Here is a 15861-nt window from a genome sequence, read left to right on the forward strand (position 1 = left end):
AACGACAAAGGAGTGTGGGATGGATGCAGCAGCTGAATTGGAATATGACAAATACAGAGAAGGATTTCGCTTCGGTAAGGCATTATCTGGACAACTACGGTTTTTCGCTCGGCGGGAATTGGGATTACGATCACGGTTATTTTGACTGTTCCTTGGATGACGGCAACAAGGTGTGGCTGCGAATTCCGTTCCAGGTTACTTATGGCGCGCTGGATGGAGATACCGACGCTACGGATGCGGTGATTCAGCTGGGTACTCCGTTTGTGCTGAAGCATGTGTACCAGGAAGGTAAAGATCCGGAGGCGCATATGATGGACGGCGGTTTGATGAACCAATTTCAAGAGCCTGCCGATAAAGATGCCCCGCTGGAAGACCGGTGGGTTTCCAAAGCCAAACATGTGCTTACTGAATTGGAGCAAAGTTGGCCGTTCTAATCTCCGAATTTAACTGATAAGCGAATGATTCCTCCGATCGCCAATTGTCCCCGAATTTCTTAAGTTTTATACCCGCTCATGGCGGGTGAAATTCGGGAACAAAAGCGAACGCTGCGTTTCTTCACCATAATTCCGCTCGTTTCGCTACTTTTTAGTGGCCTCAACTCCGCTAGAGACTCTTTTTTTATGTAAAAATGTATGCGCATACACCAGTGATGCAGCAGGTTTTTTTAGTTTTGGCGAAGCCGCTCATTTTTTTATAGTCCATTTATAAAATTTTAAGGTTGACTTAAGGTTGAAAGTGCATGATATAGTCAACGATAGAATTAACCTTTTGATAGTGTGGAGGAATTACTTATGGATGATAACAAAAGAAACGATTACAGTGATTTCTTTAAGCGTTCCGGGGAGAACAAACATAACGAAGACGAGCTGCGTAATGATACGCAACATACACAAGAGCGGCCATCATACTATTATTCCTACGGACCTTATAAATCGAACCAGAACCAGGATGCGGATACAAACATCAGTCCAGCGGACCAAGTGGAAATGACGCCGCCGCGACCTATCCGTCCGATCCATTTTAATACGAGAGATTCGCAGCAGCCCCCGATGGGCAACTGGCAATTTGAGCACAAAAAGAAATCTTCTTTTAAGAGCACCTTTGCGGCGTTTATGGCGGGAGCGGTTGTTGTAGCAAGCTTGATGATCGTTTCCGATAAAATGAATTTGTTCTCAAGCGCTTCCGCGGGCACGATGTCGGCGCCGTTGGCAGGCAGCGGCAGCGGTAAACTGGCTGCAGCCGGCGGGGATGTAAAAAAGACATCTGTTGACCTCGGAAGGCCAAATAACATCTCGCAAATTGTCGAGCAGGCAAGTCCCGCCGTCGTCAAAATCGAAACCAAAGTCAAGGCGAAAAGCACCGGCGGCAATTCGCTGTTCAACGATCCGTTCTTCCGCCAGTTTTTCGGGGACGACTTCGGAACTTCGCCGCAAAACAAAAATAAAAATTCCGACCAGCTGCAGCCTGGCGGCATGGGGTCCGGATTTATTTTTGAAAAGTCGGGTTATATTCTGACCAACGAACACGTGATTGACGGAGCGGACGAAATCTGGGTTACCGTGCAAGGCTACGATCAGCCTTTTAAAGCCAAGCTGCTCGGGAACAGCTACGATCTCGACCTCGCTGCGCTGAAAATCGATAACGACAAAGAATTTACCACACTGCCGCTTGGCAATCCGGAGAACGTCAGCGTTGGCGATTGGGTCGTGGCTATCGGCAATCCGTACGGCTTCGACCATACGGTAACCGTCGGCGTGCTCAGTGCGAAGGAACGTCCGATCAACATCCCGGACAATCAAGGCACACGCGAATACAAACATCTGCTGCAAACCGACGCTTCGATTAATCCGGGCAACTCCGGCGGTCCGCTGCTCAACTTATACGGCGAGGTCATCGGCATCAATACCGCGGTCAGCGCTCAAGCGCAAGGGATCGGATTTGCGATTCCGACAAGTACGATCTCTTCGGTTCTCGATAACTTGAAAAACAATGTGAAGATTCCGAAAGAACCGGCGCCTTATATCGGCGTGGCGCTTCAGGATATCGATAAGGATTGGATCGGCGAGCTGAAACTCGACAATACGGAAGGCGCCATTGTCTCCCAAATCGACCGCAAGAGCCCTGGCTTTAAGGCGGGTCTGCGACCTTACGACGTCATTCTGGAAATCAACGGCCAGAAGATTAAAAATTCCAAAGAAGTCGTGGACAAAGTGAAGACACTCAAGGTTGGCGACAAGGCGACGTTTGGTATTATGCGGGATGGCAAAAAATCCGACTTTGCCGTCGTCATCGGCGACAAAAATGCCGATCAGGCCAAATAACGATCTGTAGCGCAGGCGGAATAAAACGGAAGAAGCAGAGCGGTCTCTTGGCGTAAACGCTCTGCTTCTTTTTTTGTACCTATCGCCATTTTTCGGTACAATAGTAATAAATTCAGATATAGGCGGGTGGTTGTAATGAGAGAGAAAATACTCGTAATCGATGATGATGAAAAAATCACCTCCATGCTTCGGAGGTCGCTCGCTTTTGAAGGTTACACCGTCATGACGGCAAATAACGGTCTGGAGGGCTTGAAGCAGATTTTGGATCATGACCCCGACGTTGTGGTGCTGGATGTCATGATGCCCCAGCTCGACGGCTGGGAAGTGTGCAGACGTATCCGCGAGGGAGGTTCACAGGTGCCTGTGCTGATGCTCACGGCCAAAGATGAAGTGAGCGACAGGGTGCGCGGACTTGATCTTGGCGCAGACGATTATTTGGTCAAACCGTTTGCGCTTGAGGAATTGCTTGCCCGCGTTCGTGTTCTGCTGCGGCGCCGCGCGGCGGACAAAGCCGAGCAGCCGACGAACCGGCTGCATTATTTGGATGCGACGATGGATTTGGATACCCGGGAAGTGTTCAGAGGGGACAAGCTGATCGAATTGACGACCAAGGAATTCGATCTGCTGCATCTATTTTTGCAAAATCCGAAACGGGTGCTGTCGCGCGATTTGATCATGGAGAAAATATGGGGTTACGATTACAGCGGCGAGTCCAATGTGCTGGAAGTATATATCGCTCTCTTGCGCCAAAAAACGGAAGAGTTTGGCCACAAGCGGATTATCCACACTGTGCGGGGAGCGGGCTACGTCTTAAGAGGTGACAACTAATGAGCGTTCGGATGCGGCTGACACTGTGGTATTCCGGCATCCTTTTTGTCGTGCTGCTGCTGTTCGGCGTCGTCCTTTATTTTTTTCTGTATTATTATATTTACGACGATCTGGGGCAATCCCTGAGGAAGCAAGCGGAAAGCGTCCGCTCGCGCATCCAACTGCGGCCTTCATTAACGCTGCAGGGAAACTTGGGGCTTGACTTGGTGCTGGGCAACCAAGATTATTTGCGGAATACGGGAACATATTATCAGGTCATTAATTTGACCACCGGAAAAATCAATAAATCGGCCAGTTTGACCCAACTCGACATCGATCTGCCGGAAATCACCGACAAACGGAAGGAACTTCTCATCCAATCGGATTCCTTTCAAGAGACGGTCCAGATTGAAGGCATTCAATTTCTGGTCAGCAATACGGCGATTACCGCGGTGCAGAATAATGAGCAGAAGCTGATCGGCGTGCTGCAGGCGGCGATGCCGACAGAGCAGTTCGGGCGGTTTTTCCATTCCCTTCAGGTGATTCTGAGTTTTATGGTGATGATCACCATATTGATGGCCGCATCGCTCGGCTGGTTTCTGGCCCGTAAAGCGCTGCGCCCGATCGATCAGGTCATTGAAGCGGCCGGTCAAATCGAGAAAGGCGCCGATTTGGAAAACCGCATATTGTACGACGGTCCGCAAGATGAGATCGGCAGGCTGACAAGCACGATCAATGGCATGCTGGGACGTATTCAAACGGCTTATACGGAGCTTGAGGAAGCGTATAGCACGCAGAGAAGATTTGTCTCGGACGCTTCGCACGAGCTTCGCACGCCGTTAACCACGATTCGGGGCAATGTTGATCTGCTGGAAAAAATGTGGAAGAAAGCGGCGTTAACTGAAGGTGGCAATACCACTTCGGAACAGATGGAAATTTCACTGGAAGCGATGCACGATATTGCAGGGGAAGCGGCAAGAATGAGCAGGCTGGTCAGCGATCTGTTGTCGCTGGCCAGGGCGGACGCCGGAGTGCAGATGGACAAGGTGGAGATCGAGCTGAGACCGCTGCTGGAAGAGGTTGTGCGCAAAGCGCACATGCTGCCCCGTTCCGTCGAGTGGCTGACAGGCGATTTTTCGGAAGCGGAAGGTGTGTATATTAGCGGCAATAACGACTATTTGCAGCAGCTGTTGTTCATTTTCATCGAAAATGCGTTTAAATATACGGACGAGGGTTATGTCAGATTAGGTGTGCTCAGAATGGAAGATCAAGTGGGCATCGTTATCGAGGACACCGGAATCGGTATGGAAAAAGATGAGGTGCCGCATATATTTGACCGTTTCTATCGTGCGGATTTGTCGCGTGGCCAAAAAGCGGGTACCGGCTTAGGTTTGTCCATCGCCAGATGGATCATCGATGAACATCAAGGTTCGATTGAAGTGAAGACACGCCAAGGGGAAGGTTCTACTTTTACATTGTGGTTCCCCATTGTGAAGAGAAATGATGGGGGAAGCACCATTGCGCTTTCTTGAACGTGAGGAATAAGGTATAATAAAAAGCGACATCATCCGACCTTGTGATGAATCGAAAAAGTAAGCAGGTGTTCTCCTAATGGAAGTAGTTAAAATTTCGCCGCGCGGATATTGCTACGGTGTGGTTGACGCGATGGCTCTGGCGATGCAGACCGCGCAAAATTTGAATCTGCCCAGGCCGATATATATTTTAGGCATGATCGTGCATAACGCTCATGTGACTGAATATTTTGAGAAAAAAGATGTCATTACGCTTGACGGACCGAATCGGCTGGAGATTCTGGAGCAAGTCGAAACCGGCACCGTCATCTTTACGGCACACGGCGTTTCTCCGGAAGTACGCCGTAAAGCGAAAGAGAAAGGTTTGACCGTGGTGGACGCCACATGTCCGGATGTAACCCGGACGCACGATCTGATCAAGGAAAAGGTGGCAGACGGCTACGAAGTCATCTATATCGGCAAAAAAGGCCACCCCGAGCCGGAGGGAGCTGTTGGCGTAGCTCCGGGCAAGGTGCATTTGATCGAAAAGCTGGAGGAAGTGCAGGAGCTGAAGCTGCATTCCGACAAGCTGATTATTACGAACCAGACAACGATGAGCCAATGGGATATTCGGCATATTATGAACAGCTTGCTGGAACATTTCCCCAAGGCTGAAATTCATAACGAGATTTGTCTGGCTACCCAGGTAAGGCAGGAAGCGGTAGCCGAGCAAGCCAAGGAAACCGATCTTGTCATTGTCGTCGGCGATCCGAAGAGCAACAATTCGGGCAGGCTGGCGCAAGTATCGGAGGATATTTCGGGGGTCAAAGCTTACCGGATTGCCGACATTACCGAGCTGAAACGTGAGTGGCTGGAGCCGGTGCGCAAAGTTGCTGTCACCTCAGGGGCATCTACTCCTACTCCGATCACCAAAGAAGTCATACAATATTTAGAGCAATACGATCCTAAAGATGCCTCCACCTGGCAAATCCGTCGTACCGTCAATTTGGCTAAGCTGATTCCGGCTGCCAAAACGAAGTCGTCGAGCGAAGAGTAGTTTCATCCGCAGCACGTTGAAATACGTCGGGCCAATATTAAGATTAGAACAGGATGAAGGGACATGCAGCGTAACCGGAACAGACAAAAAAAGCCCATTACCTTACAAAGCATCGGGCGCTGGTTCAAATTAAAATATTTGCTGCTGACCCGGGCTAAGGGAGGGGCAAGCATCGTTGCCATCGGGTTTGCGATCGGCCTGTTTGTCGAGATGTTTACCCTGCCTACAGCCGGCTTGGCATTTTTCCTGATATTCCCGCTTGTCTATGTGCTGCGCGGCAGTATGGCCGGAGCATTGATCGGTTTCGTATTCGGTAAGGTGATCTACATTCCGATGTCTTTTCTTAATAAAAGAGTCGGGGATCTGCTTATGCCAAGAGAGTTCCTTCACGGTGTTATGAGGCATGCTCCTGACTGGCTCATGGAGTTCCTCCGATTCAATCTGAAGCTGATTGTGGGCGGCATGGTTGACGGGCTTGCGCTTGCTTGTATTTCTTATTTCCCGATCCGCTGGATATTGATTTTGTTTGAAGAACGCCGCAAGGAAAAACGCAAACGCCGCAAGGCTCAATTGATGCTCTCTTCGGATACCTGATTTTGTGAGCCGGCTAGGTATTGACGGGGAGAGCATTCCCGTTGTATATTTGCTTTAGTGATTAAAAGCTTAAAAGCGTATAAGCGTTGAAGCGTGTAAGTGCGTAAATTTAAAATTTATTACATATGAAGGAGCGTGTTCGCAATGATCGTTATTACATCAAACAAAGCATCGGAAGAGCGTATCGCGGAAATTGTATCCCATATCGAAAAACACGGAGTGCAGGCACATATCTCGAAAGGCGAAGACAAGACGGTGATTGGCATCATCGGCAAAGCTGATCCTAAGCTGGCCGAGCAGCTGCGCCAGATGAGCGGTGTCGAGCAGGTTGTAAAAATCTCCAAGTCGTACAAATTGGCCAGCCGCGATTTCCATCCGGCAGACTCCGTCATTCGCATTAAAGATGTGGAGATCGGCGGACAAGAGATCGTAATCATGGGTGGCCCGTGTGCGGTAGAATCCAATGACCAGATCGATGAAATCGCCCGGCTCGTTAAAGCATCCGGCGCACAGGTGCTGCGCGGCGGCGCATTCAAACCGCGGACGGGGCCGTATAGCTTCCAGGGCATTGGCATTGAGGGCTTGGAAATGATGGCGGAAGCGGGCAAGAAACATGGCTTGCTTACGATTACCGAAGTCATGACACCGGAATATGTGGATGTATGCGCGCAGTATGCAGATATTTTGCAGGTGGGAACACGCAACATGCAGAACTTCGACTTACTCCGCAAACTGGGTACGATCCAGACGCCGGTGCTGCTCAAACGTGGCTTCAGCGCAACCTACGACGAATTTTTAAATGCTGCTGAATATATATTGGCCGGCGGCAATCCGAACGTTATGCTCTGCGAACGCGGTATCCGCACATTCGAGACCTACACGCGCAATACGCTTGACCTCGCGGCCATACCGGCTTTGCAAACGCTCAGCCATCTGCCGGTCATCTCCGATCCGAGCCACGGCACAGGCCGCCGCGAGCTGGTTGAGCCGATGAGCAAAGCTTCCGTCGCTGCAGGCGCCAACGGACTCATCGTAGAAATGCATACGGACCCGGATAATTCGATGACGGGCGACGGCGTTCAATCGCTTTTCCCGGATCAGTTCGCCAAGCTGATGCTTGACTTGGAAAAACTCGCTCCGCTGGTCGGTAGAACGTTTAACACGAACAAAAATTACGTTTTTGCCTAAAACAATGAAACGTCAAGTTTAAAATATTGTCTGGATAGGAAAGCATTTCCCGAACATTCGGGAAATGCTTTCTTTTTTATCGGATGTGCGTTTATCTCGTGTTTTACAGATAAACATCGCTTTTTGTGACAACTTGGCCATCTGCCGTGCAAATTAGCTGGTTTTCTAATGTAAGGGCTTTAATAATAATCGTGATTTATAGCCGATTGGAGGTCTGGTATGTGAGATCTATACTGCAAAGGAGATTAAAAACGTGGCAAAGTTGCATTGCAGCTCCATATATTCATTGATTTTGTATGTGTTTTGTCGATTTTGTGAACAAAAAGCAATGCGAGTGTGAGCATACTTAACACAAGCGTAAAAAATACCTTACATGAGTATTGACGATTGTTTGAATATAGGATTATAATAATCCCAAGTGATCAACAAAGATGAACATTTCAACTACAGAGTACGAACAATGTACGGAAATAGGAGGTATTTTTCACATGTCAGTTCAGAACGTTTTGGATCTCATTAAGGAAAAAAACATTGAGTGGGTAGACTTCCGTTTTATCGGTTTATCCGGTAGAGCACAACACATCAGCTTACCGGCTGTAGAGGTTGATGCAGAAACTTTTGTTAATGGTGTAGCGTTCGACGGTTCCTCCATTCCAGGCTTCCGCGGTATCGAGCAATCCGACATGGTTATGATGCCAGACACCAACTCGGCTTTCATTGATCCGTTCACAGCTCATCCTACATTGGTTATCATGTGCAATATCTACACTCCGGAAGGCGAACGTTACGATCGCGACCCGCGCGGTATCGCTGAGAAAGCCGAAGAATATCTGCAAACTGCAGGTGTCGGTACAGACGCATTTTTTGCTCCTGAATCCGAGTTCTTTATTTTCGACAGCGTTCGTTACGAAACCGGTATGAATAGATCGTTTTTTGAAGTGGATTCCGAAGAAGCGGCTTGGAACTCCGGCCGTAAAGAAGAAGGCGGCAACCTTGGTTTCAAAATTCCGGTAAAAGGCGGTTATGTACCGGTTGCTCCTACAGATACGCAACAAGACATCCGCAGCGAAATGTGCCGTTTGTTGATGGAAGCCGGTCTTCGCATCGAGCGCCATCACCACGAAGTGGCGACTGCCGGACAAGGCGAAATCAACTTCCGTTTTGACACGCTGACTAAAACAGCCGACAACCTGATGAAATATAAATATATCGTGCAAAACACAGCTAGACAATATGGTAAAGTGGCAACTTTCATGCCAAAACCAATGTTTGGCGACAACGGCAGCGGCATGCACGTGCATATGTCCATCTTTAATGATGGTACTCCGTTGTTCTATGATAAAGAAGGTTATGCTAACCTGAGCGAATTGGCGCTGCATTATGTAGGGGGTATTTTGTACCATGCTCCAGCGTTGATCGCCATTACGAACCCAAGCACCAACTCCTTCAAGCGTCTTGTACCTGGCTACGAAGCGCCGGTTAACCTGGTATTCTCCAAAGGCAACCGTTCCGCTGCAGTTCGTATTCCAGTTGCTGCAGTAACGCCTAAAGGCTGCCGCATCGAGTTCCGGACTCCGGACTCCACGTCCAACCCTTATCTTGCTTTCGCAGCTATGCTGATGGCAGGTCTTGACGGTATCAAGAAGAAGATCGATCCTCGTGCGCTTGGTTACGGTCCGTACGACAAAAATATTTATGAACTGTCCGACGAAGAAAAAGCGGAAATCCGCAGCGTTCCGGGTACTTTGGACGAAGCGCTTAACGCTTTGGAAGCAGACTATGAGTTCTTGCTTGAAGGCGGCGTATTTACTAAGGACTTTATCGACAACTACGTCAACCTTAAACGCGACGAAGCGAAGTCCGTTGGAATCCGCATCCATCCTTACGAGTACAACCTGTACTTCGACCTGTAAGTTGAACTTATTTATCATGTAAATATAACCCCCGGGACTTCGATCCCGGGGGTTTTTCTATGTTAAATCGCATGACATCGCTGCGTGTTAAAGTAAGCGGGACACGGTTTAAGGGTCATTATTTTGTAACAATTCGCCTTTATACTAGCGATATAGAGATACCGCAAGATGGGTGGTGCGATCATGGGAGATAACTGGACAGACAAAGAAGCGGCTCATTTGCTCGGCAGAGCGACGTTTTTGTCGGGCAAGGAAGAAGTAACGGCAGCCGTCAAACTCGGTAAAGATGAGACGGTGCGCCGGCTGGTAGCGGGCGAATCGATTACGGGTAAAACGACGGAACTGCTGCCGATCGTTTCTTTGAAAGCGGACGGAAAAGACATGTCCGCAGATCAAATCGGCGATCAGCAAACGTATTGGCTGTATCGAATGGTGAACACGGAGGCGCCGTTGATCGAAAAGATGACGTTGTTCTGGCATGGGCACTTTGCAACTTCGTATCAGAAGGTGAAGCAAACCGAACTGATGGTGAAGCAAAACGAGCTTTTCCGCAAGTATGCGCTTGGCAGCTTTCACGAGCTGGTGCTTGAGGTGGGAAAAGATCCGGCCATGATGATATGGCTTGATTCGAACAGCAACCGTAAAGGGAAACCTAACGAAAATTATGCCCGCGAAGTGATGGAGTTGTTTACGCTTGGCATCGGTAATTACACTGAGCAGGATATTCGCGAGGCGGCCAGGGCGTTTACCGGCTGGAAATACGAGAAGGCGCTGGATGAGGTGAGTTTTCAGCCTAAGCAGCATGACGACAAGAAAAAAACGCTGCTTGGCGAAAGCGGCAATTTTAACGAAACGACCGTAGTGGATGTGCTGTTCCGGCAGGAGGCGCTTCCGAAATATATAGCGCTTAAGCTGCTGCATTATTTTGCTGCCGATCAGCCTTCCGAAGCTTGGATTCAGAAGGTTGCCGCCGATGTGAAACAAAAATCAACGCTGGGTGAAGTGTTATCAAATTTATTTTTGTCGGATGAATTTTATCAGGATAATGTGAGGAGCGGCTTGATCAAAACGCCGATTGAATATGTGGCCGGCATTGTGAAATCGCTAAAGCTGCCGTTATCCAAAGGTTTCACTCAAGCGGCCCGTAAAATGGGCCAGGAGTTGTACCTGCCGCCGGATGTAGCGGGCTGGCGTGGCGGAGCGTCCTGGCTGATGAGCACCTCGCTGCTGTCGAGGTATCAGTTTGCCGAATCGGTGGCGAAACGGGTAAATAATACGCTGCTGACGTCGGCCGATTTCAGCGTTGGAGCCGATGCGAAACCGGAGGAGTGGGTGTCCTCGTTTGGCAAAAATATCGGCTTATGGGAGCTTGGCGGCAGTACCGCGCAGGTGCTTTCCCAATATGCCGGCGATACGTTTGTATACAGCACGCAAAAGCAAAGCGGCATGAAGGGGCTGCTGCAGCTGTTGATGATCAGTCCTGAAGCACAAATGAAATAGGAAGGGGGCGGTAACGATGAAAATGACAAGACGCGATTTTCTCATCAAGGGCACTGCGCTCCTTGCCGCGCTTGGGTTAAGAGGGCCTATCGTGCTCGCCGACGACGGGCTGCCGATCAGCAGCACGGTGAGCAGCGATCCGGGAGTGGACAATCCGGTACTAGTCGTTGTGCAATTAAGCGGCGGCAACGACGGCATCAATACGCTTGTCCCATACGGCATGGGCGGTTATTTTGACGCGCGGTCGACGCTCAGAATTACCCAAAGCGAGGTGCTGGCGCTCACTAGCCAAGTGGGATTGCATCCAAGCTTGACGGGTCTTAAAGCGTTGTATGATAAAGGAAAGCTGGCGATCGTGCAAGGAGTCGGTTATCCGAAACCCGACCATTCGCATTTTCGCTCGATGGAAATTTGGCAAACGGCGGAACCGGAGAAGTACCTCCGTACGGGGTGGCTGGCCCGTTATGTTGAATCGTCGCTCCGTTCATCAACCAACCCTCTTCGTGCCATACAGATCGGCAATGCCGCCAATAAAGCGTTTAATTCGGATTCGATCGGCGTACCGGTCATTCAAACCGTCGAATCTTTTAACTTCTTTGACGCCAAGACGCCTAAGGCCGATCAGAACCGGCTTTCTAAAGCGTTTCTCGATATGTACGATCCGCTTCGTCAAGCCGCGAATTTGCAGGTAACGTGCCAGCGCGGCGTTGACGCGTATGAAAGTGTAGAGGCGATTCATGCGCTGGATAATGCCTACGTAAATAAAGTCGAATATCCGAAGTCGGGCTTCGCCAAAGATTTGCAGCTGATCGTCAAGCTGCTTGCCGGCAAATCCGGCACCCGCGTATTTTATGTGCAGTTGGGCGGTTTTGACGACCATGCCGACGAGAAAAACTTGCATGCCAAGCTGCTCAGCCAAATGGATCAAGCGCTCAGCGCATTTTATCAGGATCTTGAAGCTCAAGGTTTGCAGGACCGCGTCGTCACGATGGCTTTCTCCGAATTTGGGCGGCGGGTGAAGGAGAACGGCAGCGGCGGCACCGATCATGGCACCGCAGCTCCGATGTTTGTGTTAGGGGGCCGCGTCAAGGGCGGATTGTACGGCGAATATCCAAGTTTGACGAACTTGGATAACGGAGACCTGAAATACCAGGTCGACTTCCGTTCCGTTTATTATACGGTGCTTGACGATTGGCTGAAAGGAGACGCCAAGGCCGCACTTGGGCAAATCTTTGAAAAAATTAATTTCATATAGACCGATGGGAACTAGTCCTCGGGGCAAGCAGCTGCATGTTAGTTGGCGCCCGGGGATTTTTTTCATGTTTGATGATTCAGGGCAAAAGCATAAAGCATCTCGTACATGGGAGTCCGATTCAAATGGCTGCGGTAGAGCGCAAGCCGGTCCGCGGTCCACACAAGCGGGCTGTAGGCCTGCGACAATCCTTCCTGACGGTTGAACGGCGCATTCCCCTGATAACGCCGGGCCAGCGTAATATGCGGCGAATAGGCGCGATCCTCAGGCTCGTAACCATGCTGCTGCATCGCTTGTTCCACTTGCCGGTGCAGCGTCTCGAGCCGGTCCGTATCTCCTTTTACCCCCGCCCACAAGATGCTTGGAGATGACGGTTTGCCAAATACGCCCAAGTCTCCCGTAATCAAATGCAGGGGGGCCGTTCCGGCGGCGATGCTTTCCAGATGTGAGCGGATGGCTGGGAGCTTATCTTCGGGTGTATTGCCAAGAAATTGAACTGTGATATGCATGTCTTCGGGATGCACCCATTTCTGGAAAGATAATAAGCGTTCCTTAAGCGGTTCGCAAATCGTCTTGAGGCCCAATTTAACTTCTGTTGAAACAGGCACGGCAATAAAGAGGCGGAAATGTTCGCTCATTGAATCCTCCTTTCAGCGATTTATTTAATATGTCCAAAGATTGGATTCTACAATATCGTGAAGAATGCGGTGAAACACTTGAACAGTGCGGTTGAACTTTGCTATCATTACCATAATAACAGAAAGCGAAGGTGTAAAAACGAATGGCTAAACGCGCTTACAATTTTAATGCGGGACCGGCAGCGCTGCCGCTTGAAGTACTGCAAAAAGCTCAGGAACAATTCGTCGATTATAAAGGCATTGGCATGTCCATCATGGAAATCTCTCACCGCAGCAGCGAGTATGAGCAAGTCAACGACTCGGCGCAAGCTCTGTTGAAAGAGCTGTTTGGCATTCCAGACGGTTACAAAGTGCTCTTCCTGCAAGGCGGCGCCAGCACGCAATTTACGATGATTCCGATGAACTTCCTGGCAGCGGGAACTGTCGGCAGTTATATACATACCGGAGCATGGGCGGAAAAGGCGATTCAAGAAGCAAAGCTATTTGGCGAAGTTTCCGTCGCTGCCAGCTCGGAGGCGGACAATTTTAAACGTATTCCGGCACTTAGCGATATTCAGCTTGCGCCGAATTCGGCTTACTTGCACTTGACCTCCAACGAAACGATCGGCGGGTCGCAGTTCCAGCAATATCCGGATACAGGCAATGTGCCGCTGATCGCCGATATGTCCAGCGATATTTTGTGCCGTCCGGTGGATGTGTCGAAGTTCGCGATGATCTATGCGGGCGCACAAAAAAATCTGGGTCCGTCCGGGGTTACGGTCGTTATTTTACGCGAGGACATGCTGAGCCTTGTCCCGAAAAATCTTCCGACCATGTTCAGCTACGCGACTCATGCCAAAAACAACTCGTTGTACAATACACCTCCCGCTTACTCGGTATATATGGTAGGTCTTGTGCTGGAATGGATCAAGGAAAACGGCGGGGTTGCGGCTATGGAACGTGCCAACCGCGAGAAGACTTCGCTTATTTACAAAGCGATCGACGACAGCAACGGTTTTTACCGCGGGGTTGTCGAACCGGGCGACCGTTCCTTGATGAACATCACGTTCCGGATGAATGATGAAGAACTTGAGAAGAAATTCGCCAAAGAATCGGAGCAGAACGGTTTTGTCGGCTTGAAGGGACACCGCAGCGTTGGCGGCCTCCGCGCTTCCACTTACAATGCCGTTCCTTACGAAGCGTGCAAGGCGCTCGCCGAATTTATGGCCGATTTCCAAGCTCGCAACAGTTAATAGACACTAAAGCCTCGTTACTCGCTGTTTGCGGAGCGGCGGGGCTTTTTCACGCAAAAAAAATGAGCTCCGCTGGGCGGGCTCATCAAATAACCGCAAATATTTTATATGAAAACCATGTTTATGCAAATGATTCTTTTACAGCAGGTTCAACGAGCTTGTAACCGATGTTGCGAATCGTTACAATATATTCTGGAGTACGTGCATTGTGCTCGATTTTATCTCGAAGATGGCTGATATGCACATCAACGATACGCGTATCTCCGAGAAAGTGATAATCCCATACGCCATGCAGCAGCTGTTGTCGGCTAAGCACTCTGCCGCGGTGCTTGCAAAGGAATAGCAGCAGGTCGAACTCTTTAGGCGTCAGCTCAATCAGTTCGCCGCGCACGGTGACTTCACGGCCTTCGGGAGCAAGTACGATCTGCCCGATGGTCAGCGGAGCTTCCTCCGTGGAAGAAGGCAACGTCTGGATGCGGCGCAATATGGCCTGAATCCGTGAAATCAGCTCTTGCGGGCTGAACGGCTTGGTCATATAATCGTCGGCTCCGTTATCAAGTCCGGCAATTTTATCGGACAAGTCCTGCATCGCCGTCAGCATAATAATAGGCACCAGGTTATTGCGTTCTCTGAGCGCACGGCATACTTGAATGCCGTCCATTTTCGGCAGCATGAGATCCAAGACGATCAGATCAGGGCGGAATGAATGGATAGCGTTAAAAACGGCTTCCCCATCATGTACACAATGCACCTCGAAGCCGACCAGCTTTAGATTGAACTCTATGAGCATGGAGATCGAAGGTTCATCGTCGACGACCAGAATTTTCTTTTTTGTCATTATACTCCCTCATTTATGTGAATTGTTTTATTTTGCTTTATGTTCTCATTATGATAAAGCAGCATCATCAGCATATTAAGAAGAAGTAAACCTAATGTTAAATTTAAGCTATAGCGGCGCATCTATTTTTGAAAACAGGGAGATTGTGAGGCATCATGGCATTTCACATCGTTTTGGTCGAGCCGGAAATTCCCGCGAATACCGGTAATATCTCGAGAACCTGTGCGGCGACAGGGACTTATTTGCATCTTGTTCGGCCTCTTGGTTTCAATACCGACGACAGAACGCTGAAACGGGCTGGCCTTGACTACTGGCCGGCGGTAAAAGTAGAATATCACGACTCATTTCAGGAAGTAAAAGATAAGAACCCTCAGGGACGGTTCTTTTTTGCGACGACAAAAGCGAAGCGCATCTATACGGATTTTACATTTCAGGATGGAGATTTTCTCGTATTCGGCAAAGAAACGAAAGGGCTGCCCGAACACATTCTTGCCGCTCATCCGGAATCGTTGATGCGTTTGCCGATGACCGGCGACGTACGTTCGCTGAACTTATCGAATTCCGCTGCGATTATTTTATATGAAGGATTGCGGCAAACGGGGTTTATGGACTTAAATTAGAAATTCTTTGCGAACAATATAATTGAAGTAAGCTGCCCGGATGTAAGTAGGATGGCGACGGATTCAGGGTACATTTTCGGGGAAATTGACTTGAGACATGTTAGAGGAGAGGTGAACGGATGATGAAACCTGTAGGTGTTGTCCGTAAAGTGGACCAATTGGGGCGTATTGTATTACCTAAATCGCTGCGCAAAAGATATCAAATGAACGAAGGCGATCCTGTTGAGATTCTTGTAAGCGGTGACCATATTATATTGGAACGTTACCGCCCAAGATGCGTATTCTGCGGCAGTATGGAAATGGTCAGCGAATTTAGGGAACGCCATGTTTGCGCCGAATGTTTGACAGAGATGAATGTGTTGAAAGAACAAGCCTAACAAACTTCCAAAT

General features: G+C 49.4%; 15 protein-coding genes. 13 read left to right on the top strand and 2 right to left on the bottom strand.

Translation table 11 applies throughout. The annotated features are described in order from the left end of the window. Positions 1 to 23 precede the first annotated feature (23 nt). From EYB31_RS34215 to EYB31_RS34260, 10 genes are all read left to right on the top strand, one after another. The gene (locus EYB31_RS34215; RefSeq protein ID WP_131018080.1) at positions 24 to 434 is read left to right on the top strand and encodes a YugN family protein; all 411 of its coding nucleotides are present in this window, start codon (positions 24 to 26) and stop codon (positions 432 to 434) included. A 357-nt stretch (positions 435 to 791) separates the two neighbouring features. Continuing rightward, entirely contained in the window at positions 792 to 2321 is a 1530-nt protein-coding gene (locus EYB31_RS34220) for a trypsin-like peptidase domain-containing protein (protein WP_131018081.1), read from the top strand. Positions 2322 to 2456: 135 nt separating this feature from the next. Continuing rightward, complete coding sequence (locus EYB31_RS34225; RefSeq protein ID WP_131018082.1) at positions 2457 to 3149, top strand: response regulator transcription factor; 693 nt, start codon at positions 2457 to 2459, stop codon at positions 3147 to 3149. Next, positions 3149 to 4660: a sensor histidine kinase gene (locus EYB31_RS34230; RefSeq protein ID WP_131018083.1), complete on the top strand. Its 1512-nt coding sequence runs from the start codon at positions 3149 to 3151 to the stop codon at positions 4658 to 4660. Before EYB31_RS34225 ends, EYB31_RS34230 begins: the two co-directional genes overlap by 1 nt. A 79-nt stretch (positions 4661 to 4739) precedes the next feature. Beyond that, on the top strand, positions 4740 to 5696 hold the full coding sequence (locus tag EYB31_RS34235) for a 4-hydroxy-3-methylbut-2-enyl diphosphate reductase (protein ID WP_131018084.1): 957 nt from the start codon (positions 4740 to 4742) through the stop codon (positions 5694 to 5696). 63 nt (positions 5697 to 5759) lie between these two features. Next, positions 5760 to 6290: a DUF2062 domain-containing protein gene (locus tag EYB31_RS34240; protein ID WP_131018085.1), complete on the top strand. Its 531-nt coding sequence runs from the start codon at positions 5760 to 5762 to the stop codon at positions 6288 to 6290. A 144-nt stretch (positions 6291 to 6434) separates the two neighbouring features. Next, positions 6435 to 7478, top strand: a complete 1044-nt coding sequence (aroF, locus tag EYB31_RS34245) for a 3-deoxy-7-phosphoheptulonate synthase (protein ID WP_131018086.1) — start codon at positions 6435 to 6437, stop codon at positions 7476 to 7478. A 488-nt stretch (positions 7479 to 7966) separates the two neighbouring features. After that, positions 7967 to 9391, top strand: coding sequence for a type I glutamate--ammonia ligase (glnA, locus tag EYB31_RS34250; RefSeq protein ID WP_131018143.1), 1425 nt, complete (start codon positions 7967 to 7969; stop codon positions 9389 to 9391). A gap of 183 nt (positions 9392 to 9574) precedes the next feature. Next, entirely contained in the window at positions 9575 to 10891 is a 1317-nt protein-coding gene (locus EYB31_RS34255; protein ID WP_131018087.1) for a DUF1800 domain-containing protein, read from the top strand. Positions 10892 to 10907: 16 nt separating this feature from the next. After that, positions 10908 to 12146: a DUF1501 domain-containing protein gene (locus EYB31_RS34260; RefSeq protein WP_131018088.1), complete on the top strand. Its 1239-nt coding sequence runs from the start codon at positions 10908 to 10910 to the stop codon at positions 12144 to 12146. A gap of 62 nt (positions 12147 to 12208) precedes the next feature. On the opposite strand, the gene thpR is transcribed toward EYB31_RS34260, so the two are convergent. Next, positions 12209 to 12781 carry an RNA 2',3'-cyclic phosphodiesterase gene (thpR, locus tag EYB31_RS34265; protein WP_131018089.1) on the bottom strand — a complete coding sequence of 191 codons (573 nt, stop codon included), beginning with the start codon at positions 12779 to 12781 and terminating at the stop codon, positions 12209 to 12211. A 143-nt stretch (positions 12782 to 12924) separates the two neighbouring features. Here thpR and serC point away from each other — a divergent pair, with 143 nt between their 5' ends. After that, positions 12925 to 14013 (top strand): 3-phosphoserine/phosphohydroxythreonine transaminase, encoded by a 1089-nt coding sequence (gene serC, locus EYB31_RS34270; protein WP_131018090.1) that lies wholly within the window; start codon positions 12925 to 12927, stop codon positions 14011 to 14013. A 121-nt stretch (positions 14014 to 14134) separates the two neighbouring features. On the opposite strand, the gene EYB31_RS34275 is transcribed toward serC, so the two are convergent. Beyond that, entirely contained in the window at positions 14135 to 14851 is a 717-nt protein-coding gene (locus EYB31_RS34275; RefSeq protein ID WP_131018091.1) for a response regulator transcription factor, read from the bottom strand. Positions 14852 to 15006: 155 nt separating this feature from the next. On the opposite strand from EYB31_RS34275, the gene trmL reads away from it, so the two are divergent. Together trmL and EYB31_RS34285 are read left to right on the top strand one after the other, a co-directional pair. Continuing rightward, positions 15007 to 15471 (top strand): tRNA (uridine(34)/cytosine(34)/5-carboxymethylaminomethyluridine(34)-2'-O)-methyltransferase TrmL, encoded by a 465-nt coding sequence (gene trmL, locus EYB31_RS34280; protein ID WP_131018092.1) that lies wholly within the window; start codon positions 15007 to 15009, stop codon positions 15469 to 15471. 122 nt (positions 15472 to 15593) lie between these two features. Next, positions 15594 to 15848: an AbrB/MazE/SpoVT family DNA-binding domain-containing protein gene (locus EYB31_RS34285; RefSeq protein WP_131018144.1), complete on the top strand. Its 255-nt coding sequence runs from the start codon at positions 15594 to 15596 to the stop codon at positions 15846 to 15848. Positions 15849 to 15861 lie beyond the last annotated feature (13 nt).

The organism is Paenibacillus thalictri, assembly GCF_004307995.1.
In the GTDB taxonomy this organism is placed as follows: Bacteria; Bacillota; Bacilli; order Paenibacillales; family NBRC-103111; genus Paenibacillus_AF; species Paenibacillus_AF thalictri.

What these genes read in the sequence shown, in the direction of transcription:
- trmL (WP_131018092.1), top strand. Translation starts at nt 15,007, where the DNA reads ATGGCATTTCACATCGTTTTGGTCGAGCCGGAAATTCCCGCGAATACC.
- EYB31_RS34255 (WP_131018087.1), top strand. Translation starts at nt 9,575, where the DNA reads ATGGGAGATAACTGGACAGACAAAGAAGCGGCTCATTTGCTCGGCAGA.
- serC (WP_131018090.1), top strand. Translation starts at nt 12,925, where the DNA reads ATGGCTAAACGCGCTTACAATTTTAATGCGGGACCGGCAGCGCTGCCG.
- EYB31_RS34260 (WP_131018088.1), top strand. Translation starts at nt 10,908, where the DNA reads ATGAAAATGACAAGACGCGATTTTCTCATCAAGGGCACTGCGCTCCTT.
- EYB31_RS34275 (WP_131018091.1), bottom strand. Translation starts at nt 14,851, where the DNA reads ATGACAAAAAAGAAAATTCTGGTCGTCGACGATGAACCTTCGATCTCC.
- EYB31_RS34240 (WP_131018085.1), top strand. Translation starts at nt 5,760, where the DNA reads ATGCAGCGTAACCGGAACAGACAAAAAAAGCCCATTACCTTACAAAGC.
- EYB31_RS34215 (WP_131018080.1), top strand. Translation starts at nt 24, where the DNA reads ATGCAGCAGCTGAATTGGAATATGACAAATACAGAGAAGGATTTCGCT.
- EYB31_RS34220 (WP_131018081.1), top strand. Translation starts at nt 792, where the DNA reads ATGGATGATAACAAAAGAAACGATTACAGTGATTTCTTTAAGCGTTCC.
- EYB31_RS34285 (WP_131018144.1), top strand. Translation starts at nt 15,594, where the DNA reads ATGAAACCTGTAGGTGTTGTCCGTAAAGTGGACCAATTGGGGCGTATT.
- glnA (WP_131018143.1), top strand. Translation starts at nt 7,967, where the DNA reads ATGTCAGTTCAGAACGTTTTGGATCTCATTAAGGAAAAAAACATTGAG.
- EYB31_RS34235 (WP_131018084.1), top strand. Translation starts at nt 4,740, where the DNA reads ATGGAAGTAGTTAAAATTTCGCCGCGCGGATATTGCTACGGTGTGGTT.
- aroF (WP_131018086.1), top strand. Translation starts at nt 6,435, where the DNA reads ATGATCGTTATTACATCAAACAAAGCATCGGAAGAGCGTATCGCGGAA.
- EYB31_RS34230 (WP_131018083.1), top strand. Translation starts at nt 3,149, where the DNA reads ATGAGCGTTCGGATGCGGCTGACACTGTGGTATTCCGGCATCCTTTTT.
- thpR (WP_131018089.1), bottom strand. Translation starts at nt 12,781, where the DNA reads ATGAGCGAACATTTCCGCCTCTTTATTGCCGTGCCTGTTTCAACAGAA.
- EYB31_RS34225 (WP_131018082.1), top strand. Translation starts at nt 2,457, where the DNA reads ATGAGAGAGAAAATACTCGTAATCGATGATGATGAAAAAATCACCTCC.